Origin of the sequence: Streptococcus sp. HMSC062D07, assembly GCF_001814215.1 — a bacterium.
In the GTDB taxonomy this organism is placed as follows: Bacteria; Bacillota; Bacilli; order Lactobacillales; family Streptococcaceae; genus Streptococcus; species Streptococcus infantis_I.
The window spans coordinates 35,463-56,884 of record NZ_KV815333.1; the positions used below are offsets into that span (position 1 = coordinate 35,463).

Consider the following 21,422-nt stretch of genomic DNA (forward strand, 5'->3'; position numbering starts at 1 on the left):
AGCCTTATCTTATGTCTCACTTTATCGGTAGAATTCCCTTTATCTAGAGATTTTTATAATATGTAATCTTAAAATTCACTATAGATGAAATCTTGAATGTTCGAAAAATCAGTCACAAAACAGTAGATTACGATGCTTAAAATAACTGTGTAGAAAAACAAGGTCCACAATAGTAAACGATGTGTGTCAGTTAGTTTCATTTGCAAATTTGTAAAGTTCTTTTTCAACTTCCATCCATCCTTTCACCCCAACGTGCATCACGTCGAATAAAAAGTAATCTTCATACTCTTTATTTCCATAGTTTAACACCGTAGCACCGTGGTTTTTGGCAATATTTTCTATTTTTTTGTAAGTTTCTTCACGCATTTCTCGTGAAACACCTGTGTAATCATTCCATTTACCATTTACAGGAAAGATAATGACTTCAACTTCAATTCCCAATTCCTTAGCAACTGTCAAGAAGAGTTCCATATCTGAATACTCTGGTGACTCTATGTAACTCAAGTCTTTGTTAGAATCTTTCAACGAAGCATAGCGGTCTCTCAAGTAGGTATTGTAGTAGTTATTATCCACAGCATAATCATTGTTATCTGTTTTCTTTTTAACTTCTTCTACAAACTGATCTGTCATCTGCTCCCAATTATAATCCGGAGTTTCATCCCCTAGTGCAGGATAGTCTGATTTGGCATGATTTTCATAGAATTTTCGTTTAAGCTTAAAGGAATAAACGGCATTGTCAAACTCCAACAGTTTTTTATCAATGATTGTTCCTTTTCCTTCTATGAAATAGCTTTTATACTTTTTATAGATATCATTTTGTTGTTTGTTTCCTTTGGTAATCTCAATAATGCGATTAATCAGTTTTTCTTTCGTTTCCTTACTGATTTTCTCGTTATCTAGCATGTGAAAAATATGTTCCTGAGAGGCCTTGTTTAAGAAGGCGTCTTGATGAGTCCCATCCTTTTCGAACCATTGAACAGACTCTACGATGGCTACTTTTCGCTTGCTCATAGCCCCCTCAATCGAGCTCAAGGTCGTAGCTTGAATGATATTTTGAGAGTAACTGGTTCCTATCTGCATAATGTTAAAATCATTGTAGTTAAAAATTTTATTGGGATGGTAATCTTCATTTATCGTCGCAACTAACTCTGAGGAACCCATTAGAACTAGTGTATTGGGAGTGATATTATTTGTTAGAATATCTCTACTTTTATACTTTTCATAAGAAGTGCTGTAGCGAATACTATTGTCCTTGACTTTATAATAGTCGTCAATCTTCTTGACATATGTCACATTTAAAAGAGCAAGAGTCGCAATTACGAGCACAAGCGATAGTAAAAATGCTTTTAACTTAATCATCTTGTTTTTCCAATCTCCTTGTTTTAGCAAATCTCTTTATCTACTTAGAATTGCCATAATTATCTTATAAGGTTCACCTGAAAAGATAAAGAAGCCAACCATAACTAAATTCATGGTCACAAACCAACTTATTAGCTTGTACCAAGTTTTATTTTTATGTTTCTTATAAAAATTGCTTTTCTTTTGATAAATTTCAAATCCAGACATCAAGATTCCATGGTAAAATCCATAAGCGATGTAGCTGACACTAATTCCATGCCAAAATCCCATAACCAACATGTTGACCATATAGGCATAGGCTGCATTGTGTAATCTATTCTTAAACCACTTCTTTCTGATAACCTGCATCAAAACTCTTGAAAATACGAAATCTCTCAACCATGTTGACAAGGTGATGTGCCATCTAGTCCAGAAATCCTTGATATCAATACTCAAGAAAGGTTTATTGAAATTCATCGGTGTCTGAATACCCAAAACATTGCTGCTTCCAACAGCCATCAAACTATACCCCGCAAAGTCAAAGAACAGATAGAGAGTATACAGGTACATATATTTGATTGAGTAGACAACTGTACCAGTATTGCTTAGAGCAAGTAGTATCTGGTAAACATAGGTTGATAAAACAACCTTGTAGAGAAGACCTAAAACGATGCGATAAATACCATCACCTGCTAACTCTAGGTAGTCTTTTCTAGGCATGACTTCATTGATCTCTTTTAGAAATCTTCTGCTACGATCGATTGGCCCAGAACTAACTGTAGGGAAAAAGAGTAGAAACTGCAGATAATCTTTTACAGTGATTTTTTCTTTGATTAAACCATCCGATATTTCTAGCATGATCTGAATGGTCTTAAAGGACATGTAGGAAATCCCAATAAAAGCCAACAAATGTAGCTGGGTTATGGCAAAGACTTTATTGACCACTAAAGGTAAAATGGATAACATAACTAGAGGTTTTAACTGTTTTGAATCCATTCTTTGTGCTATGAAAACTAGGACATATTGGTAGATGATGAAAGCCAATAGATAAACAACCATGGATTTACTCTTACCATAGATGGCTCCTGCAAATAAAATTGACAGACTTAAAATATAATAATCCTTACGCTTGCCAAAATAGTTTAAAACAAAGCCAATCAGTAAAACCACAAGTAATAGAAGGAAAAACTCATTCCCCTCAAAATAATTCATACCAAATGGACTCCTTTTCTCTTTTTCTCATCTCCTGATTTGTCATTTTAGGATTAGTCCCTATCATATTATCAAGGATAATTAACTTTATTCATTATATCATAATTTAAAAACTATATACTTCTATTATCCAATTTCCTAAAATAAAAAAACAAATGACTCTTACCACTAAAATCCCAATAACGAGACAAAATTATTTACAAAATAAATAAAATCTAATAGTAAATAATTAACTTGACTCAGCTTTTCCCATCAAGTCTCCTAAATATATTCGTTACCCCTTTCATTTTCTCCTTCAATCGGAACATAATATAAAAAATACCAGAATAATCCTCAGAACTAGCAAACACACCACTCCCCCTTTAAGCATTTTTATGCTAAAATAGTAGCTATGGATAAAATTATTAAAACAATATCAGAAAGTGGTTCTTTTCGTGCTTTTGTTCTAGATAGCACGGAAACGGTCCGTACTGCTCAAGAAAAACATCAAACCCAAGCTAGTTCAACTGTAGCGCTTGGTCGTACTTTAATCGCCAGTCAGATTCTCGCTGCCAATGAAAAAGGGAATACCAAGCTAACCGTCAAGGTTCTTGGGACTAGCTCCCTCGGTGCCATTATCACAGTTGCAGATACCAAGGGCAACGTCAAAGGTTATGTGCAAAATCCAGGTGTTGACATCAAAAAGACTGCAACTGGCGAAGTCCTTGTCGGACCTTTTGTCGGCAATGGTCAATTTCTAGTCATTACAGACTATGGCACTGGAAATCCCTACAACTCCATGACTCCTCTCATCTCTGGAGAAATCGGTGAAGACCTAGCTTTCTATCTTACAGAAAGTCAACAAACGCCTTCAGCAGTTGGCCTCAATGTTCTTTTAGACAAAGACGACAAGGTCGAAGTTGCAGGTGGCTTTTTGCTCCAAGTATTGCCAAATGCCAAAGAGGAAGAAATCGCTCGTTTTGAAAAACGAATCCAAGAGATGCCAGCCATTTCAACTCTTCTAGAAAGTGACGACCATATCGAAGCCCTTCTCAAGGCTATCTATGGTGACGAGCCCTACAAACGTCTGTCCGAAGAAGAAATTCGTTTCCAATGTGACTGTAGCAAAGAACGCTTTATGGATGCTCTTGCCAGCCTTCCAAGTTCAGACCTTGAGGAAATGAAAGAGGAAGACCATGGGGCAGAAATCACTTGTCAATTCTGCCAAACAACTTATAACTTTGATGAAAACGACTTGGAGGAACTCATTCGTGACAAATCTTAATACACCATTTATGATTGGGAACGTCGAGATCCCAAACCGGACGGTCCTCGCACCTATGGCTGGCGTAACCAACTCAGCCTTTCGTACTATCGCAAAAGAACTTGGCGCAGGGCTCGTTGTTATGGAAATGGTCTCTGATAAGGGTATCCAATACAACAACGAAAAAACCTTACACATGCTTCATATCGACGAGGGCGAAAACCCTGTTTCCATCCAACTTTTTGGTAGCGATGAAGATAGCCTAGCTCGCGCAGCTGAATTTATCCAAGAAAATACAAAGACAGATATCGTGGATATCAACATGGGCTGTCCAGTTAACAAAATTGTGAAAAACGAAGCTGGGGCTATGTGGCTCAAGGACCCAGATAAGATTTACTCTATCATCAACAAGGTCCAATCTGTCCTTGATATCCCTCTCACTGTCAAAATGCGGACAGGTTGGTCGGACCCTTCTCTAGCAGTGGAGAATGCCCTCGCAGCTGAAGCAGCAGGTGTCTCTGCCCTCGCCATGCATGGACGGACTCGGGAACAAATGTATACGGGGCACGCTGACCTCGAGACCCTTCACAAGGTTGCGCAAGCTCTGACCAAGATTCCATTTATTGCAAATGGAGACATCCGTACGGTTCAAGAAGCGAAACAACGTATCGAAGAAGTCGGTGCCGACGCGGTCATGATTGGCCGTGCCGCTATGGGCAACCCTTACCTCTTCAATCAAATCAATCATTACTTTGAAACAGGAGAAATCCTGCCTGATTTAACCTTCGAAGACAAGATGAAGATTGCTTATGAGCATCTGAAACGCTTGATTGATCTCAAGGGCGAGCACATTGCCGTTCGCGAATTCCGCGGCTTAGCCCCTCACTACCTCCGTGGGACATCTGGTGCTGCTAAACTCCGTGGAGCCATTTCACAAGCCAGCACTCTTGCAGAGATTGAAGCACTCTTGCAACTAAACAACGCATAACCTTCTATCTACTTCACAAAAAGGCAAAGCTCAAAAACGAGCCTTGCCTTTTTATATATTTTCATCTTGTAAATCTAATTGCTTCACCCTAGCTATATAGTAGGACATAATCAAAAACAAATTGAAGCTGACAATCCAAATAGACCATTCATGGAAAAAATGCATAGATATAGCCAAACTAATTGCCCCTACTACGAAACTCCCTACAACAATCCCATAGTTTAAGGCTTGACGGCGATATTCTTGAACGTCTCCTTCTCCTCTAACGACGCGATACAAAGCAGTCAGCATTTTTCGGTAATTTCCAGAAGTCATAAAAATGACATAGGGATGATCTTCAATCAAACTGCCCGTATATGTCAGCATCATCATTCCAGTTCCAAAAGCAATAAAAGGGACTTCTAATAGAGGAAAGCGGGAAAAGAAGGGAAGAACAAGGGTTCCGATAAATAAGGGAAGTAGCATCTTAACCCGCCAATAGGCTGTTTTACGATATTCCTTCACGTGTAAGGCAAAAACAAATCCTAGGGAAAAGAAAATAATGGAGCAGAATCGCAGCATTGTATTGATAACATGTGAATCGTGCCAATCTGATATCAGTAGAAGAATGTTCCCTGTCTGTGTTGCCACCAAACTATGGTACTGGATGTGACAGAACACATCCAAAGAACCACCTATAAAGCCAAGAAATATTCCCATTAGTCGTGTATTTTGAGGTAAAATTAATTTATCTGGCATTGATTCATCACTCGTTTCCCTTTGATTTTTTCATTATACCACTTTCTCTGAAAGAAACTAAGTGAAAAACGGTCAGTTCAAGTAGACATGATTACATATACTCCTAAGTTAGTCTCATCTCTGGAGTTCATGTATGACGTCTTATCAACTGGGAATGCTGTAAGTATTCATCAACTGAGCTATTTTTAAACAAATTATTTCAGTACTAAATTCTATGGTTGAATCAAGACAACACTAGATACCGTACCATCCGCTCCTGTTGTAATTTGAATGACTTTTCCACCACCTACTTCCGCATTGTATTTTCCATCATCAAGGGTATAAGAATAACTTTGGATAGAGTAGTTTTCTTTCTTACCATCAGCAGATTCCACTGTAAACTGGCCACCTGATGAGACCGTGATAGTTTCACCATTAGCCCCCTTCCAATTCCCAGCTGCAGCCGAAAAGTCTTTGTCCACCATAGTCAAGACGCCTTTATAACGTTTGTTGTGTTCTGCCTGCTTGTCTTGAAGTTTGCGATCAGTTGCTGGATCATAAGCTGACTGATTCGGGTTTGCTTGTGTTCCTTGTTGATTGGATGGGGCTTGAGAAGGGGTTTGCTTAGCAGAAGGTTCTTGATTTTGTTTTGTTTCTGGTGCTGGTGTTGCTTGCGATTGATTAGCAGTAGTCGTTGACTGATCAGAAGATGATGACTTAGCTTTTTCTGATGAAGTTGAATTTGATGATTTCTGAGTTTTGTTCTCTTTACTTGAAGAACTCGCCTTAGAACTAGAAGATGCTTGTGTTGTCTTACTAGAATTATCACTTGCAGTGTTCTCTTTCTTATTTCCGCATGCTCCTAAAAGCAAAGTTGAAGCCAATACTGCTACTGCTAGTAAACGAATTGAATGTTTTGTTTTCATGATGCGCCTCCCATGTAATCTTTTTGAAATGTTATGAAATACTTCTGTAATGTTATTGTAATATTTGTTTTAGGGTTTGTCAACTATTTATATATGGTTTTGGTTTTTATTTATATTTGTTTTTTTTAATCCTCCTATCTCTATTATTCGTTAAAAATTTAAAAAACAGGAAATTTTTCCTACTAAAAATACTATATTTTATAAGTGTAATCGCTTGCATTTTTTTCTTGAAGGGCTATAATAAAATTGAAATAAGATATTGGAGGTGTAGGCTTATGTTAAGAAACTATTACAAGTATCTTCCTTGGTTGATTTTAGCTGCTTTCGTTTCTTATGGGGGTGCTACTCATTACGCTCAAACAACATTTGATTTGTTCTACCTAACTGCCATTTTCATGATTGTCTACGTGGCTTTATTGTATTTACACGAACATTATTTAAAATATAAATACAAAGATTTATTCATTCGAATCATGAGCAATTCTAATAAAGATAAACATCCTTAAACAAAAAGAGGTCGAGAAAATCCCGACCTCACTTTTTTATTTTAATCGATAAATAGTGATAACTTCCTTCTGAGGAATCCGTTTAAATCCAACTTCCTCTATGCTATGACCATATTTCGATAAGAAACTATCACTCGTACATGATTTGCCTGGGCATAGAGTCTCAATGAGGGCTAACCCATCATCCACTGTGAACTCATCCTCTAGTAAATAAAGGAAACGAGCGTCATAGTCGATAGCTTCTTGAATCTTCTTGATGGATGTTTGAATAATGGATAAGTGGTCAAATGCAAAGTCCTTCTCGTCAAGTTCTTTGCCATCCAAGTAACACTTGCCTGTGTGAAAATCAACATCTACAAGAACGACTTCTTTTGCATCATCTCCTGCCTGGACTAAGTCAAGAGCTCGACTAGGTAGGTAAACCAAGTGGGCAATGGTAACTGTCCAACCTCTGGGATCACGACCAGGAGTAGATACTGTCACTAACTGTTCAATCTTTTCTAGTGGAAGTTCAAGATTAATTTCTTCTTTTACCTCACGTTGACAAGCATGGGCAGCATCTTCCCCTTTATCCATAAAACCACCAACTAGCGCTAAACAATTTTGAAAAGGGTGTGCCTTCCGACGAATCAGAAAGAGTTTCATTTTCCCTTCTGCAAAGCAATAGGCTACCATATCCACAGTCACACTTGGTTTTTCATACTGAGGGAGTGCTTGCTTGTGGTACCAGTCTAAAAATTCAGCTTGACTAGCGTGAACTTCAAAGTACTCTTTTTCTGTCATCCCGGTTGGAATTATCTGATTCATAATCTTCTACTTCCTTTCTGCTTTTGATGGCAATAAAGAGGGTGGATCTACAAATTATAGATTAATAGTTCTTGTTTTATACAATGTCGAATTTCAATTGACCAGCTTTGACACCAATTTTAAGTGTCTTACCTTCTTTCAATTCACCTGTAAGAAGGAGTTCTGCTAGTTTGTCTTCTACTTCTGTTTGCAGAGTTCTGCGCAGTGGGCGAGCTCCCATTTCTGGATCATATCCCTTCTGAGCTAGAAGCTTAAGGGCAGATGCTTGGAGTTTCAAGTCAATGCCTTTTTCTGCGAGACTTGCAATCAATGGTTTGACCATAATCTTAACCACTTCCTGCATATCTTGACTTGACAAGCTGTGGAAGACCACCTTTTCGTCAATACGGTTGATAAACTCTGGACGATAAGCTTTTTTCAACTCTTCGAACATCCGTTTTTCCATATTTTCTTGGTCAAAACGAATATCCTTAGCTCCAAAACCGACTGTCTTGTCATCACGAAGAGCTGTCGCACCAAGGTTTGACGTCATGATAATAATGGTATTTGAGAAATCAACCTTGCGACCCTTACTGTCTGTTAAGACACCATCATCCAAGACCTGCAAGAGCACATTAAAGATATCTGGGTGGGCCTTTTCTACCTCGTCAAAGAGCAAGACTGAGTACGGTTTGTTACGAACCTTCTCGGTCAACTCTCCGCCCTCTTCGTAGCCTACATAACCTGGAGGAGCTCCATTGAGACGACTAGCTGCGAATTTCTCCATATATTCACTCATGTCAAAACGAATGAGGGCTGACTCGTCATCAAAGAGAACTTCTGCCAAGGCTTTGGCCAATTCTGTCTTACCAACACCTGTTGGTCCTAGGAACATAAAGGAACCAATTGGACGTTTGTTATTACGAATACCTGATTGATTTCTGCGAATGGCACGACTGATACTTGATACCGCTTGTTCCTGCCCGATAACACGTTTATGCAGTTCAGCTTCTAGATTGAGATATTTCTTGGCGTCCGTTTGTGTCAATTTTTGAACTGGAATACCTGACAAGCGACTCAAGGTTGTCAAAATATCAGACTCTTTTACTAGATCTTTATAGACTGGAACTTCCTGTTCTTTTGCAATGAGCTGAGCTGCTTGTTTCCATTTGCCATCCATCAAGGCCTTGTCCGCTGCTGTTAAACCTGACTCATCTTTTTTAGCGTGCTTTGATTTATTTTGGACAGTTGCTGCCGCTTCATCCAAAAGATCAATCGCTGAGTCTGGCAAGTGACGACTAGTCAAATAGCGATGTGCCATTTTGACAGCTGTTTCGACAGCATCATCTGTAATTTGGACATGGTGGTGTTTCTCATAAGTTGCTTTCAAGCCACGCAAGATAGCCATACTATCAGCCACACTTGGTTCCTCAATCATCACTTTTGCAAAGCGACGAGAAAGGGCTGCGTCTTTTTCGATGTGTTTTTGGTATTCTTCCTGAGTGGTTGCCCCAACAGTTCTCAGAGTTCCACGCGCTAGGGCAGGTTTCAGGATATTGGCCGCATCCAAGGTCGAATCAATACCACTTCCTGATCCCATAATGGTATGAAGCTCATCTATAAAGAGGATAACCTTACCGTCTTCCTCGATATCTTTGATGATATTGTTCATACGTTCTTCAAAGTCTCCACGGAAACGGGTTCCCGCAACCACATTCATCAAATCAAGTTCTAAGACACGCATCTTAGCCATTTCATCAGGCACATTTCCGTTGGCAATTCGCTGTGCAAGGCCAAGTGCCAGAGCTGTTTTACCAACACCTGCATCTCCAACTAGAACTGGATTGTTTTTTGTTTTTCGACTCAAGATTTGGATTATACGAGAGATTTCTTGGTCACGTCCAATAACTGGTTCCAATTTGCCTGAACGAGCTTGCTCTGTGAGGTCATGAGTGTAATCTTCCAAACCACCACTTGGAGTTTGAGGCATACCCATCATATTGGCCATAGAATTTTGCTTATCTGCTACTGATCTGTGACGCTGACGCAGAGCCTTCAAATCTTCCTTTGTCCAACCAGCACGCGCTTCAAGACTACGACGAAGCCCAGCAATCTTGACTTGATCTTTCTGGTCTTCATAAGAAAATCCTGCTTTTTCCAAAATGCGAGTAGCTAGGGCATTGCCATCATGTAAGATAGCGTAGAGAAGATGCTCTGTTCCCAATGCTTTGGCATGTACAACCGAAGCAACATGTTCCGCCTCCAACATCAAGACGTTCAAACGATAGGAAAATGGGAGCTCCTTATAATCTTCCTTATGGTTAAAGTTTGCTTCTGTTAATTCTACAGCTACTTCCTCTAAACGATCAATCTCATACGGGAATTCATTTAAAGTTGCTCCAGCAACACTGTAGCTATGATTGGCCATGGCAATCAGCAAATGCCAAGACTCTAGGTAATCTGCATCAAAGCGACTCGCTACCAGAAAGGCACTATCGATGCATTCTCTCAATGCTTTTGAATATTTCATGTCGTCTTATTTTCCTTTTCTATCTACTTCATGCAACAACTGACGAAGCATATTGGCACGAATATAATTAGCTTCCTCACCTAGAATTCGGTCTGTCCCCATAGCTAATAATAGATTCATTTCTTGGCGGGTCATGAGTTCTTGTTCGACTAAGAGTCTTAAGACATCTTCAAAGATGACTTGGTTCACCTCATCACTCACTGAATACAACAAATCGCGGAGCATATCATGATGGTTAGAGAATTCGATTCGACCAATACGAATATAGCCTCCACCACCACGCTTACTCTCAACTAGATATCCTCTACTCTCTGTAAAACGAGTCTTAATCACATAGTTGATCTGGCTAGGTACGACTTGAAAGGTATCCGCTAGCTGACTTCGTTGCAATTCTACGATACCAGATTGTTCTAAAATCGCCTTGATATAGGCTTCGATATGGTCTGATGTATTTTTAAATTTCATAGCTTGCTACCTCCTTCTTAAACTTTGACTATCTTTGACTATACTATCATTTACAACTCTATAAGTCAAACTTTTAGGGCTCAATCCTTGAAAATACTGAGTTTTAAAAATAGCTACCGTTAGCAAACTATACTTTATTTTCTATTCTACATTTCAACATTTATGTTATAATAAAAAAATTACAACTAGCTTTCAAATCCTTTGAAAGTATGTTATTTATCATCAAATCTAAGAAATATTTCGTAAAATCTATAAAAATAAAACTTCGGTATCATTAATGATGTACCGAAGTTTTTTTGTAGTGTGAGTTTTTCACAGTTTTTTAGCTATAGTTCCAAGCCCAATTCTTCTAATATCTGGCGTTTATAGGCAATTTTTTGAACGTCCTTGTCTTCAGTTTCAGACCAATTAAGTTTGACTTCAGAAACAATCTGACCAGGGCGATTTTTCAAGATATAGATGCGATCACTGAGATTGAGGGCTTCCTCTATACTATGGGTGATGATTAAGGTCGTTAACCCTAGCTGTTTATGAATATCAAGATACCAGGCATGAAGTTCCATCTTAGTCATCTCATCCAAAGCGCTAAAGGCCTCGTCTAGAAGAAAGAGCTTGTGCCCGAAAAGGTAGGTACGGAGTAAAGCAACACGCTGGCGCATCCCACCACTGAGTTCATGAGGGTACTTATCCCTTACAGCCGTCAACTGAAAGGTAGCAAGAATTTCATCTGCTTTGGCAATGGCTTCTGCCTTGTCCACCTTTTGGATCAAGAGGGGCAAAATGATATTGCCAAGGACAGTCTTGTGTTCCAAGAGCAAATCCTTTTGGAGCATATAACTCACACGCCCCTTGGGATTTTCCTCCCCGTCAAGCACAATTCTACCTGACTGGACTTCTAAAATCCCTGCAATCAGGTTAAAGAGGGTGGTCTTTCCAACACCACTGGGTCCCAAGATGGAGACCACTTCACCTGAAACCACTTGTAGGTTAATGTCCTCTAAAATCTTTTCATTGTCGTAGGCATAGCTTACGTGTTCAAGTCTAATTTCTGTCATTATTTTACAAATTCGTTAGTGAATCCTTTATCAGTCAAGTCTTCCTTGAGGATACCATTTTCTTTATCCCATTTGTAGAAGGCATTCCAGCGGTCCGCATCAAATTGCCCCCATTTTTCCTTGTCGCTTGCATATTCTTTTGACAAGTATTTCTGAGATTCGATGACAAAGTCACGTTTATCCTTTAACTCAGGGGCATTCTTGATCAAGATATCAGCCGCTTCTTCTGGGTGATCCATCGCGTATTGGTAACCTTTTTTGATAGCTTGGATGACTTTACGAGCTTCTTCTTTGTTGTCTTTTAGATAGTCGTTGTTTGCAATGATGACTGGTGAGTAGTAGTCAAACTCTTTTACATAGTCTTTCAAATACATGAAGTTGGCATCCACACCTTGCGATTTAGCAAGGATTCCATCCCAACCATAATAAATCCAAGCAGAGTCAAAAACTCCATTGGCAATCGGTGTGATCGAGTTCGAGTCGTTGTTTGGTACTTTTTCAACCTTCTCAAAGTCTCCACCTTGAGATTCTACCAAGGTTTTCAACATCGCAAGTTCAGTTGGGTCATTCCAGGTTCCGTATTTCTTCCCTACCAAGTCTTTAGGACTAGTTACATTATCAGATTTACGAGAGATGATCCCTGATGTATTGTGCTCAACGATCGCTGCAACGGCAGTAATGCCTGCTCCTTTTTCCAATTTCTTAGCCATGTAATCTTGGAAATAGATAGCAAATGGCGCCTTGCCATTGATAACCAAGTCAGATGAACTTTCTTCTGGTGGCAATTTCAAATCAACATCCACTCCAGCTTCTTTGAAATAACCTTTTTCCTTGGCAACATAAAGCCCTGTATGATTGGTATTTGGTGTCCAGTCTAGGATAAAGTCAATTTTTTTGAGTTCTGCTTCTTTGTTATCCTTAGAAGCTGTTCCTTGGCCACAAGCCACAAGCACGACAGCTAGAAGAGCTGTTACAACCGTTAAAAACACTTTCCATGTTTTCTTCATTTTTAATTCCTCTTTTCTTTTTCTAAAACGCTTCTTTTAAGCACGTTTCCATTTAATCACATATTTTTCACTGATATCGACTAGCTTCATACCCAGAAGACTGATCAGCGATACCAGAATAATAATCGCAAACATAGTATCATACTGAAACAGTTTTTTGGACTGAATCATGTAGACACCTAGTCCTTCAAAGCCTCCCAACCACTCAGATACCACTGTTGTGATAAAGGCGTAGGAGACACTGACCCTAAGTCCTGCATAAAAGTAAGGCAGGCTGACAGGGATTTTAAAATGCCACAGGATTTGCCAAGGATTGGCTCGCATCAGACTAAACAAGGTCAGCATATCCTTGTCACAATGCCTAAAACCATCTAAAATACTGACGATAATAGGAAAAGTTGTCGTCAAGATAATCAAGACAATCTTGGGCAAGATTCCATAACCCAACCATAACACTAGGATAGGGGCCATGGCAATGGTCGGTATGGTCTGGACAACTACCATCATGGGGTAAATCAAGTCATTGAGCCAACTCAGACTATCCATAAGGACGGCCATGATACAGGCTATCAAGACACCCAAGGCCAAACCTAATAAGGCTACTCTCAAGGTTGCCCAACTATGGTACCAGAGAAATTCTCTGTCACGAACAAAAGACTGGAGAATCTCAAGTGGTGTCGGCAGGATAAACTTTGGTAAGAGTTTTAAGAGTCCCGCCACCTGCCAAGCGGAAATGACGCCCAAAAATCCTAGCAGACTAATATGCCGTCTCATTATACTTTTCAAGTTTCTCATCGATGCTTAAAATCTCTCCTATATTTATTTTCACATTGGCAAAAACATTGTCTGCTCCCTGACCTGCCACTTCTAGCGCTTCTTTGAGAATGCGCATAAGCTCATCAAACTCCCCCTCCAAAACCGTTTCAAAGGGTGTCACCACCATGGCCACTCCTTGAGTTTGCAGATAAGCAATGACCTGATCAATTACAGCTATGCGGTCAATCCCTTGTGACAGGGGCAGGACTTGTAAAGCAATGCTTGCTTTCATTAAAACCTCCTTCTAAGTTACAGTTTTTCTTTGTAAAAAAAGAAAAACCTCTTCCATATATGAAAAAGGTGCAAAATTAGGCCAAGTATCGTTCCCTACGCTGGCATTACCCAGATCAGGTGCGGTCGAAGTTTAACACTTCCTCTCAGACTGTACACAGACTCCCATATATTATATGGACATATGATAACGAAAAATAAATAAGATGTCAAGGAAACTGCTTACAGAAAAAGAGAGTGGGACAGAAATCGGTAATTCGTTAGAATTCGATTTCGTCGTCCCACCTCCGCACAGTTGAGTAGGGCTGTAAAAGCTGATGAAATCAGCGTAGTAGAGCCCACTCAACCACTGCGTCTTGCTCGACAATCCAAAGAAAATTGAGAGGCTAGGACTTTTGTCCCAACCTCTCCTCTAATCATCTATTCTCAGTTAATTCTTTCAATTAAAGCATAGGTGCAAATAACTGTGTTACTTCTTTAATCATCATTTGATACCATGTAGGATTTATGGTATCCGAGAAGATTTCTTGAGATTGTTCAAAAATTCCTTCAAAATCTTTGCGAATATCCGCTATTGACTCTGTTTTGTAGAGTAGTACTGCATTTTCATAGTGATGAACCAAGCTACGATAATCCAAGTTAATAGTGCCGACAGCCGCAAATCGATCATCAACAATCATTTGCTTACTATGGATAAAGCCAGGTGTGTATTCAAAAATGCGAACACCCGCAGATAAAAGATCTGGATAAGCTCCCCGTGTTATCAGTTGAATGAGCTTCTTGTCTGGTACAAAGGGAGTAACTATTCTCACATCTACGCCTCGCATAGCCGCATTTTTTATATCCTCTGTCAAATCATAATCGATAATGAGATAAGGCGTTGTGATATAAACAAAATCTTCTGCTTGGTTAATCAGATTTTGATAAACAATCTTCCCTACCTTAGTTTTATAGATTGGCTTAGGTCCACTGCCGTATGGGATACAAAGACCGCTACCAAATCGTGTCTGATTTTCCAAATGATACTGATCAAAGTCACTAATCTCCCCACGGTTGATGTACCAGTTCATGAGAAATAGTCTGGTAAATGCTTGAGTCGCCGGACCATCAATCCGAATCCCACTATCTTTCCAGTGTCCAAAACGTTCAATATGATTGATATATTCGTCTGCAAGATTGATTCCTCCAGTATAGGAAATTTGTCCATCAATCACTAATATTTTCCGGTGGTCACGGTTATTATAGGCCACTGTCATACGAGGAATCACCTTATTAAATTTATGAGCATCAATCCCTTTAGAACGCAAATGAACAGTATAATCCCCAGGCAAAGTCACCATACAACCGATGTCGTCATAGAGCATCTTGATTTCGACTCCCTGAGCTGCTTTTTCTTCCAGAATTTCAAGTATGCTATCCCACATCAAACCTTCGTCGACAATGTAGTATTCTAGAAAAATAAATTTTTCTGCTCTTTTAAGATCCTCCAGCATCTGCTTCCACATTTCTTCTCCATCTGCGAAAAATTGTGAATCTGTCTGGTCATAGACTTCTGCATTACTATCCATATGTAGCAAGGCATTGATAATTCCGTAAGCTGGTTTGTCTGTCTCCTGTAGTTGTAAATGGAGTTGCCGCCCATTATTCTCATGAAATGCAATAGAATTCAATTCCTGGAGTTGTTTCAGTTCTTTTTTTGATAGTCTTCTCTCACCGAACATGAGATAAAGCAGTGGACCAAACACCGGTACAAAGGTCACAATCAACCAAGTCACTTTGCTTTCAGGTGACATCGAACGATTGACAATCGCTATAACGGTTGCTACGCTAATCAAAAATACAAGAGTCACCCAAATAATCGGAGCAATCTGGCTCATGTAAAGAATAATTCCGAAAACAAGAAATAATTCTATCAGGATAATCGCAATACTAAAGCCATACTTGGACATTAATAAGCGAAATTTTCTTATTCCCATATCTCCCTCTCAATTTCTAAGTATACTCCCTAATATACTGTCTGAAAACGCTTGTTACCTTCTAGTATACTTAGTTTCGTAAAAGTTATCAAGCTTTTTCTGTATAGGCCGATAGTTCTATGTTTAAAATTAATTTAAAAAGCAGGCAACTTACATGTGCCTGCTCTCGTTTTACAATTTCAACGTCAACATATTAACCGTCATACCAGCCGCAGTTCCCATCAAAAAGATAGTATCTCCTTCCTTCACATAGCCATGATCGAGTGCATAGGCCAAGCCAAAAGGTACCGCAACGGAAACCATATTCCCATACTCACTGACAATATTGAGATACTTGTCTTTGCTAACTCCTAGTTTATCCATAACAAGTGGTAATGCTCGGCTAGCTTGATGTGGAATAATATAGTCTACAGCATCTTTAGAAATACCTGATTTCTCTTGGAATTCTTGAAACATTTCTGGAATGACACGAGCAGAAAGCAAGAGGATTTTCTTCCCTTTCATATCAAACATGAAATTGGTCTTAGTTTCTTCAGAGTACTCTTTTGGTTGATAAGAAGTCAAACCTCCACGAATTTCAGTATCGTGAGCCCCCTCCGACCAAGTACGTTGAAGGCTTGCTATCACACCTTTATCCTTGTTACTTGCTTGGAAAATAAAGGCTGCAGCCCCATCACCAAAGAGTTCATAACTTTCTTTTTGCTTTGGATTGAGACCCAAGCTACCGACTTCACTAGATACAATCAAAACACGACGGTATTCTCCTGCTTCAATCAAATGTGACATCGTTGATAGAGCAGAGATAAAACTTGTACAAGTCGTATTGATATCCATAGCTGGTATAGAGAGCCCTTTTGCCACGCGCTCATGAATCAAAGCAGCTGTACATGGAATAGGTTGAACACCAACCGCGCTAGCTGATACAAGGCAATCAATGTCTTTCATACTCAAATTTGCATTTTCAAGTGCAGCTTGGATAGCTGCTTCTGCCAAATCTAGTTGCGTTTCTTCATTTTCAACCACACGATGACGGGTCTGGTCTTTAAATTGCACCGTATTTTTTGGGAGGCAGACTCCATATCCTACAATTTCTACATGTCTTTTTACTTCTGTCATAATTTTTTGTCCTTTCATAAACGTTGGATACGTTTGAGCTTACGACTTGTATCCCAGTGATAATCTGAAAATTGTATTTCAGGTTCTTTAAACTCTTTTTGTTGCGCCAAAAGTCGAAACTGCTCTGTGATTGCTGTTTCTACTTGCTCGTCCCTTCGACTCAGACAAACTTCCACTAACTTCTCAGAATGTTGTTTGACTTGATAGTCTCCGACATTCTCCACAAAGAGAATGCAACGTCTGATAAAGTCAGGATAAATCGTGACCTGACCTCCATCCAGTCCTTCAAAGTAGAAGATGTCGTCAGAACGCCCTTCAACCTTGTCAATCCTTGTATAATGAGATCCACAAGGACATGGTTCAGGATTTTCAACCAAGATATCGTTGAGCTGATAGCGATAAACAGGCTGACTGCTCCGCTTAAAATCAGTAATGACTGGATAAAAACGACGGTCATCCAAGTAGTGTTTTTCCACAAAAATGATGTCTTCGTTGAGATGAAGATTCCCAGCCGAGCACGTACAAGCCAAGAAACCTTCCGTTGCTTGATAAACCTGATCAATAATCGGTAATGCAAAAGCGCTCGAAATTCGCTCTTTATCACTATCTTCCAAGATTTCAGCCACCGAAACGATTTTTTGTGGGTGAATGACTAACTCCCCAGCTTTTAGACGCTTGCTCAATTCAATCAACATAGAAGCAGGCGCCACCACAATGGTTGGTTGATAATTGTTGAGACGCTCGATATGCTCATCTGTATTCTTGAAAATATCAAAGTACTCTAAACGAATAAGCGCCGTATTGATGGTCTGATACAATTCATTATCCGCTCTGAGGAAAAAGGCTATGCGGTGCCCAAAAAGGTGACCTTTGGGCAACATCTTTGCCAAGATAGCCGCTGCCCACATACTGCGCTCTTTTTCGGTTGTGATAAAGAGTCCCCGGTGTCCAGATGTCCCAGAAGACAACCCAACAGCTATTTCTCCTTTGAGTTCTGTAAAATTCCTGGTCTTTTCACTTTCGATAGCCAAAGCCAAGGCCTCGTCTCGATCCACACCTTGAGTATTGAGCTCATTGAAATGCGTCATCATAAAAGCCTTGTCCATATGATCAAAGTCGTTAGGTACACCATTTTTAAAATAAGGTGACTCACGCTTGAGAAAGTCCATATAGCTAACCAGTTGCTTTTTCTGATAGTTTTCTAATGCTTCTCGAGACTTAAAATTATGAAGCCAACGAGTTTGGATAAAAGTTTTAAGAAAGGTTATTTTTTTCATACAAGATCCGCTCAATCCTTTCTACAGGGTCATGGCTAACCAGCACTTCTATCCCATCCTTTAAAACCTCTTCCAAGAGCTCTGTTCCCTTGATATAGTCATCCTTACTATCTTGCACCAAGGAAGGAATCAGATGCATCTGTTTGGTGTAGGGTAAAAGGTCAATTCCCCAACAAAGATCTGCTGCGATAAAGAGATGATAATCTGGAATAAAGAGACAAGCTTGCCCCTTAGCATGCCCATCAATAGAAGCAACTAAGATACTACCATCTCCAAACAAATCATAGGTAGGGCGATACTTAAAGTTAGCATTTTGCTGATTTGCCTTGATGACTGTCAATCTTTCCTCGAAGTCACTCGGTAAAAATTCTTTAAAAATTAAATCTTTTAATTTTGGTTTCTTGTATACATCATAGACTTCCTGGGTCAGGATAAAGTTTGCATTCGGAAAGAAGCTAGCCCCTCCTAAATGATCTGGATGTAGATGAGACAGCAAGACATAGTTGATTTCTTCTAGTTTGATCTCTTTAGCTTTCAGCAAGTGCGAAATCTGATCTTTCTCCGTCATTTGAACAGGCGTTCCTAGACGATACAAGCCATAACGAAGTTGCCTCTTAATATCATAGTGATAGCCAGTATCATAGAGCAGATAGCCCTTATCCCTGTGCTTGATAAGGAACACTCCTGCGGGGAAAGTCATCTTTCTATTCTTGACACCCTTAAAAAGCAAACCGGCATAACTCGTACAATATCCGGCTGGGAAATACTCAATGCTTTCGATAATCTTGGACATATTGTTCAATCCCTTCTGAAATCCTAATTTTCGGATGATAACCTAAGTCCTTCTCAGCCTTACTAATATCAAGAGTCTGACTATAGCGAAGCAGATAATAGGTATATCGAGTTAGAGGTGGCTCCCCTTTAAGGTTCAAGGTCTTGTATATAAATTCTAAACTACTTGCAATTCCTGATAAGAGAGATGCTGGAATTTTTCTATATTTGATTGGATAACCCAGACCTGTCAAACTTTCCTCTAGTAAATCTCTAAAAGCCCTCGGTTCACCATTAGTAATGTTATAAACCTCACCTTTAGCTTCTGGAGCTTCTATGGCCAAACGGATAGCCAGAGCAACATTTTCCACACAAGTCATGTCCATGAGCTGACGCCCATCCCCAATCAAAGGAATTCCAAGTTTTTGACTCAGATTGATAACCCGTGGCAAGATGCTAGTGTCCCCAATCCCAAACAGGCCCCGAGGTCTTAAGATGATGCTAGGAACATCTGGATAATCTTTAAAGAGTTTCTCCGAAGCTAATTTGCTACGGATATAGTTATTGAGATTATTTTCCTCTGGAGCATCACTTTCTTTAATCCCTAGTTGATCTCTAGGAGCAGCATAGATGCTTGGTGAGGATACATAGACTAAACGTTGAATACCAGCTTGTCGACAAGCTTCGAGAACATACTTTGTCCCTAATACATTAGCCAGATAAAAATCTTCCCACGGACCCCAAACGGTTGATAGAGCTCCCGCATGAACGACCAGATCCATCCCCTTGCAAGCCTCTAGCACATCATCAGCTTTGGTCAAATCACCCTGAAAAAAACTAATCGAAGAATTCTCTAAAGAGCGACCAACCTTACTGTTTCTACCAAAAGCTCGAACCTGATAGCCATGCTGGACTAATTCATCTACAACATATTTACCCAGGAAACCTGTCGCTCCAGTTACTAAAACTGTTTTCATTTTTCCTTCTCCTTATCTTCTAGCAGACGATGGATTTCGCTCTCTAAGATTTCCGTCGGATGATAATACTGTGTTGCTTGGCGTAAAGTCTCTAATTCTGGCCAATTTTCTTTAGCTAACAGCTCCTCAAAGGCTTGTCCAATGGCCTTGCTATTATCTCTTTTAGCTGAGAAAGCAACACCGGCTTCAACCCCACGAACGGCATAATCAAATTGATCATAATCATGAGGTAATATCAAAGCTGGTTTACCATAAATAATGCATTGATAAAAAATCCCAGCTCCCCCATGATGAATCACATAATCCATCTGGGGAATGTACTCCTTATAAGGTAGATAAGAAACTACGGAAAGGTTCTCCATGAGATTTTCACATTGGAAGGCTTCTCCACCCACACCACGTGTCACAAAAAAATGACAGTCTGGATGAGCTTTTGCAAGTTGCTTAGCTTGATAGATAAGGTTTTCTTTAGCCCAAGCAAGTTGTGTACCACAAGTCACTAAGACTTTCTTTTGATTAGAAAATGTTGATAAATCTAAAGGATAATCCTCTCCTGTCTCAACTGAAGCACCAGAAGGACCAATCCACTTGTAGTGTTTTGGAAATCCCTTTTTTAATTCTACTTCTTTCATACCAATACCAAGAATTGAATATGGAGAATAAATGGTCTCATGACCGAGTTGATTATACAATTTAAAATGATATCTTTTTAAGCGATCACGAAGCAGAAAAGATACAATTCGTTTCACTAAACGAGTTGCTTTTCTACCTAAAAATTGTACTGAAACTTGCCAACCATTCTTAGGACTCCCCATACCACCAATTAGACAAGGCGGGCCGTCAGTAGTCTCTAAAACAAATTGTGTAGCCATGGTAGTGATCCAAGGAATTCCAAGTTGATTAGCTACTAAACCTCCAGACAAGGTTATAAAATCAGCAATGACGATATCAGGGCGATTCTTTTGCCACTCTTCCAATAATTGATCTGAAACTACATTAATTAAATCAATACTAGAAGAAAGTTGTTGATAAGCTGATAATATCCCTAATTGCTTATCATTATTAGCTGCACGTTCAAAATCCTCAATGTGATTTTCTAATATTGGAACTACATGAAAACCTGCAGATTCAGCAACGGCCTTTTTTTGAGGACCAGTGAATAAGCGAATATCATATCGAGGGTTATTAAGTAAGGGGATGAGTAAATTCATTGTTGGGTACAAATGTCCACTTAAAGGAACAACTACAACATCAATTTTGATTCTTTTCATATGTCTAGGATATCAAATTTTAAAAAAAAGAACTATCGATAAGATAATTCTTTACACATTTATTAGTTTGGACATGAAAATGTAACGAAACATTTAAGAAAACTAAATGTAAATTTACAGATAATAACAATCAAAATCAAATATAAAAAAAAAGGCAATTGCCTCAATTTAAGTATTGACCAATCGGGAAGACAGGATTCGAACCTGCGACACC

20 protein-coding genes and 1 riboswitch are annotated in these 21,422 nt (G+C 39.3%); of the genes, 3 read left to right on the forward strand and 17 right to left on the reverse strand.

Translation table 11 applies throughout. The features are described from left to right. Positions 1-186: 186 nt before the first annotated feature. Positions 187-1,359 carry a D-alanyl-lipoteichoic acid biosynthesis protein DltD gene (gene dltD, locus HMPREF2957_RS06605; protein WP_004254022.1) on the reverse strand — a complete coding sequence of 391 codons (1,173 nt, stop codon included), beginning with the start codon at positions 1,357-1,359 and terminating at the stop codon, positions 187-189. Positions 1,360-1,395: 36 nt separating this feature from the next. Beyond that, a complete protein-coding gene (dltB, locus tag HMPREF2957_RS06610) occupies positions 1,396-2,550 on the reverse strand; it encodes a D-alanyl-lipoteichoic acid biosynthesis protein DltB (protein ID WP_004254024.1) in 1,155 nt (384 codons plus the stop codon). Positions 2,551-2,941: 391 nt separating this feature from the next. Between dltB and hslO the strand changes: the two genes are divergently transcribed. Both hslO and dusB read left to right on the forward strand, forming a co-directional pair. Then, the gene (hslO, locus tag HMPREF2957_RS06615; RefSeq protein ID WP_004254034.1) at positions 2,942-3,814 is read left to right on the forward strand and encodes an Hsp33 family molecular chaperone HslO; all 873 of its coding nucleotides are present in this window, start codon (positions 2,942-2,944) and stop codon (positions 3,812-3,814) included. Beyond that, positions 3,801-4,781, forward strand: a complete 981-nt coding sequence (dusB, locus tag HMPREF2957_RS06620; protein ID WP_025170587.1) for a tRNA dihydrouridine synthase DusB — start codon at positions 3,801-3,803, stop codon at positions 4,779-4,781. Before hslO ends, dusB begins: the two co-directional genes overlap by 14 nt. Before the next feature lie 51 nt (positions 4,782-4,832). Here the strand turns inward: dusB and HMPREF2957_RS06625 are convergent, their stop codons facing one another. After that, positions 4,833-5,519, reverse strand: a complete 687-nt coding sequence (locus HMPREF2957_RS06625) for a DUF1275 family protein (protein WP_004254040.1) — start codon at positions 5,517-5,519, stop codon at positions 4,833-4,835. Between the two features lie 212 nt (positions 5,520-5,731). After that, on the reverse strand, positions 5,732-6,424 hold the full coding sequence (locus tag HMPREF2957_RS06630; protein WP_004254042.1) for a hypothetical protein: 693 nt from the start codon (positions 6,422-6,424) through the stop codon (positions 5,732-5,734). Between the two features lie 275 nt (positions 6,425-6,699). On the opposite strand from HMPREF2957_RS06630, the gene HMPREF2957_RS06635 reads away from it, so the two are divergent. Beyond that, positions 6,700-6,930 (forward strand): hypothetical protein, encoded by a 231-nt coding sequence (locus HMPREF2957_RS06635; RefSeq protein ID WP_004254045.1) that lies wholly within the window; start codon positions 6,700-6,702, stop codon positions 6,928-6,930. Between the two features lie 36 nt (positions 6,931-6,966). Here HMPREF2957_RS06635 and HMPREF2957_RS06640 read toward each other — a convergent pair whose 3' ends face one another. The 13 genes from HMPREF2957_RS06640 to HMPREF2957_RS06700 form a co-directional block, all read right to left on the reverse strand. Continuing rightward, complete coding sequence (locus HMPREF2957_RS06640; protein ID WP_004254048.1) at positions 6,967-7,740, reverse strand: NUDIX domain-containing protein; 774 nt, start codon at positions 7,738-7,740, stop codon at positions 6,967-6,969. Between the two features lie 73 nt (positions 7,741-7,813). Then, on the reverse strand, positions 7,814-10,246 hold the full coding sequence (locus tag HMPREF2957_RS06645; protein WP_070678276.1) for an ATP-dependent Clp protease ATP-binding subunit: 2,433 nt from the start codon (positions 10,244-10,246) through the stop codon (positions 7,814-7,816). A gap of 6 nt (positions 10,247-10,252) precedes the next feature. After that, the gene (locus HMPREF2957_RS06650) at positions 10,253-10,711 is read right to left on the reverse strand and encodes a CtsR family transcriptional regulator (protein ID WP_004254054.1); all 459 of its coding nucleotides are present in this window, start codon (positions 10,709-10,711) and stop codon (positions 10,253-10,255) included. 326 nt (positions 10,712-11,037) lie between these two features. Continuing rightward, positions 11,038-11,766, reverse strand: coding sequence for an ABC transporter ATP-binding protein (locus HMPREF2957_RS06655; RefSeq protein WP_004254058.1), 729 nt, complete (start codon positions 11,764-11,766; stop codon positions 11,038-11,040). Next, entirely contained in the window at positions 11,766-12,773 is a 1,008-nt protein-coding gene (locus tag HMPREF2957_RS06660; RefSeq protein WP_070678279.1) for an ABC transporter substrate-binding protein, read from the reverse strand. Before HMPREF2957_RS06660 ends, HMPREF2957_RS06655 begins: the two co-directional genes overlap by 1 nt. A 36-nt stretch (positions 12,774-12,809) precedes the next feature. Next, complete coding sequence (locus HMPREF2957_RS06665; RefSeq protein WP_070678282.1) at positions 12,810-13,568, reverse strand: ABC transporter permease; 759 nt, start codon at positions 13,566-13,568, stop codon at positions 12,810-12,812. After that, entirely contained in the window at positions 13,531-13,821 is a 291-nt protein-coding gene (locus HMPREF2957_RS06670) for a thiamine-binding protein (protein WP_004254065.1), read from the reverse strand. Before HMPREF2957_RS06670 ends, HMPREF2957_RS06665 begins: the two co-directional genes overlap by 38 nt. 75 nt (positions 13,822-13,896) lie before the next feature. Next, positions 13,897-13,999, reverse strand: a riboswitch (TPP riboswitch). 264 nt (positions 14,000-14,263) lie between these two features. Next, positions 14,264-15,796: a cardiolipin synthase gene (cls, locus tag HMPREF2957_RS06675; RefSeq protein WP_070678285.1), complete on the reverse strand. Its 1,533-nt coding sequence runs from the start codon at positions 15,794-15,796 to the stop codon at positions 14,264-14,266. 171 nt (positions 15,797-15,967) lie between these two features. Next, positions 15,968-16,912 (reverse strand): 3-oxoacyl-[acyl-carrier-protein] synthase III C-terminal domain-containing protein, encoded by a 945-nt coding sequence (locus tag HMPREF2957_RS06680; RefSeq protein WP_070678288.1) that lies wholly within the window; start codon positions 16,910-16,912, stop codon positions 15,968-15,970. Positions 16,913-16,926: 14 nt separating this feature from the next. Beyond that, positions 16,927-18,189 carry a F390 synthetase-related protein gene (locus HMPREF2957_RS06685; RefSeq protein WP_070678291.1) on the reverse strand — a complete coding sequence of 421 codons (1,263 nt, stop codon included), beginning with the start codon at positions 18,187-18,189 and terminating at the stop codon, positions 16,927-16,929. Then, complete coding sequence (locus HMPREF2957_RS06690; RefSeq protein WP_004254076.1) at positions 18,167-18,982, reverse strand: MBL fold metallo-hydrolase; 816 nt, start codon at positions 18,980-18,982, stop codon at positions 18,167-18,169. Before HMPREF2957_RS06690 ends, HMPREF2957_RS06685 begins: the two co-directional genes overlap by 23 nt. After that, positions 18,957-19,937, reverse strand: coding sequence for an NAD-dependent epimerase/dehydratase family protein (locus HMPREF2957_RS06695; RefSeq protein ID WP_004254079.1), 981 nt, complete (start codon positions 19,935-19,937; stop codon positions 18,957-18,959). Before HMPREF2957_RS06695 ends, HMPREF2957_RS06690 begins: the two co-directional genes overlap by 26 nt. Then, on the reverse strand, positions 19,934-21,208 hold the full coding sequence (locus tag HMPREF2957_RS06700) for a glycosyltransferase (protein WP_025170590.1): 1,275 nt from the start codon (positions 21,206-21,208) through the stop codon (positions 19,934-19,936). Before HMPREF2957_RS06700 ends, HMPREF2957_RS06695 begins: the two co-directional genes overlap by 4 nt. Positions 21,209-21,422 lie beyond the last annotated feature (214 nt).

Bases quoted from the DNA above. Each gene is read 5' to 3' on its own strand.
- dltD (WP_004254022.1), bottom strand. From the start codon at position 1,359: ATGATTAAGTTAAAAGCATTTTTACTATCGCTTGTGCTCGTAATTGCG.
- dltB (WP_004254024.1), bottom strand. From the start codon at position 2,550: ATGAATTATTTTGAGGGGAATGAGTTTTTCCTTCTATTACTTGTGGTT.
- hslO (WP_004254034.1), top strand. From the start codon at position 2,942: ATGGATAAAATTATTAAAACAATATCAGAAAGTGGTTCTTTTCGTGCT.
- HMPREF2957_RS06625 (WP_004254040.1), bottom strand. From the start codon at position 5,519: ATGCCAGATAAATTAATTTTACCTCAAAATACACGACTAATGGGAATA.
- HMPREF2957_RS06630 (WP_004254042.1), bottom strand. From the start codon at position 6,424: ATGAAAACAAAACATTCAATTCGTTTACTAGCAGTAGCAGTATTGGCT.
- HMPREF2957_RS06635 (WP_004254045.1), top strand. From the start codon at position 6,700: ATGTTAAGAAACTATTACAAGTATCTTCCTTGGTTGATTTTAGCTGCT.
- HMPREF2957_RS06645 (WP_070678276.1), bottom strand. From the start codon at position 10,246: ATGAAATATTCAAAAGCATTGAGAGAATGCATCGATAGTGCCTTTCTG.
- HMPREF2957_RS06650 (WP_004254054.1), bottom strand. From the start codon at position 10,711: ATGAAATTTAAAAATACATCAGACCATATCGAAGCCTATATCAAGGCG.
- HMPREF2957_RS06655 (WP_004254058.1), bottom strand. From the start codon at position 11,766: ATGACAGAAATTAGACTTGAACACGTAAGCTATGCCTACGACAATGAA.
- HMPREF2957_RS06660 (WP_070678279.1), bottom strand. From the start codon at position 12,773: ATGAAGAAAACATGGAAAGTGTTTTTAACGGTTGTAACAGCTCTTCTA.
- HMPREF2957_RS06665 (WP_070678282.1), bottom strand. From the start codon at position 13,568: ATGAGAAACTTGAAAAGTATAATGAGACGGCATATTAGTCTGCTAGGA.
- HMPREF2957_RS06670 (WP_004254065.1), bottom strand. From the start codon at position 13,821: ATGAAAGCAAGCATTGCTTTACAAGTCCTGCCCCTGTCACAAGGGATT.
- cls (WP_070678285.1), bottom strand. From the start codon at position 15,796: ATGGGAATAAGAAAATTTCGCTTATTAATGTCCAAGTATGGCTTTAGT.
- HMPREF2957_RS06680 (WP_070678288.1), bottom strand. From the start codon at position 16,912: ATGACAGAAGTAAAAAGACATGTAGAAATTGTAGGATATGGAGTCTGC.
- HMPREF2957_RS06685 (WP_070678291.1), bottom strand. From the start codon at position 18,189: ATGAAAAAAATAACCTTTCTTAAAACTTTTATCCAAACTCGTTGGCTT.
- HMPREF2957_RS06690 (WP_004254076.1), bottom strand. From the start codon at position 18,982: ATGTCCAAGATTATCGAAAGCATTGAGTATTTCCCAGCCGGATATTGT.
- HMPREF2957_RS06695 (WP_004254079.1), bottom strand. From the start codon at position 19,937: ATGAAAACAGTTTTAGTAACTGGAGCGACAGGTTTCCTGGGTAAATAT.
- HMPREF2957_RS06700 (WP_025170590.1), bottom strand. From the start codon at position 21,208: ATGAAAAGAATCAAAATTGATGTTGTAGTTGTTCCTTTAAGTGGACAT.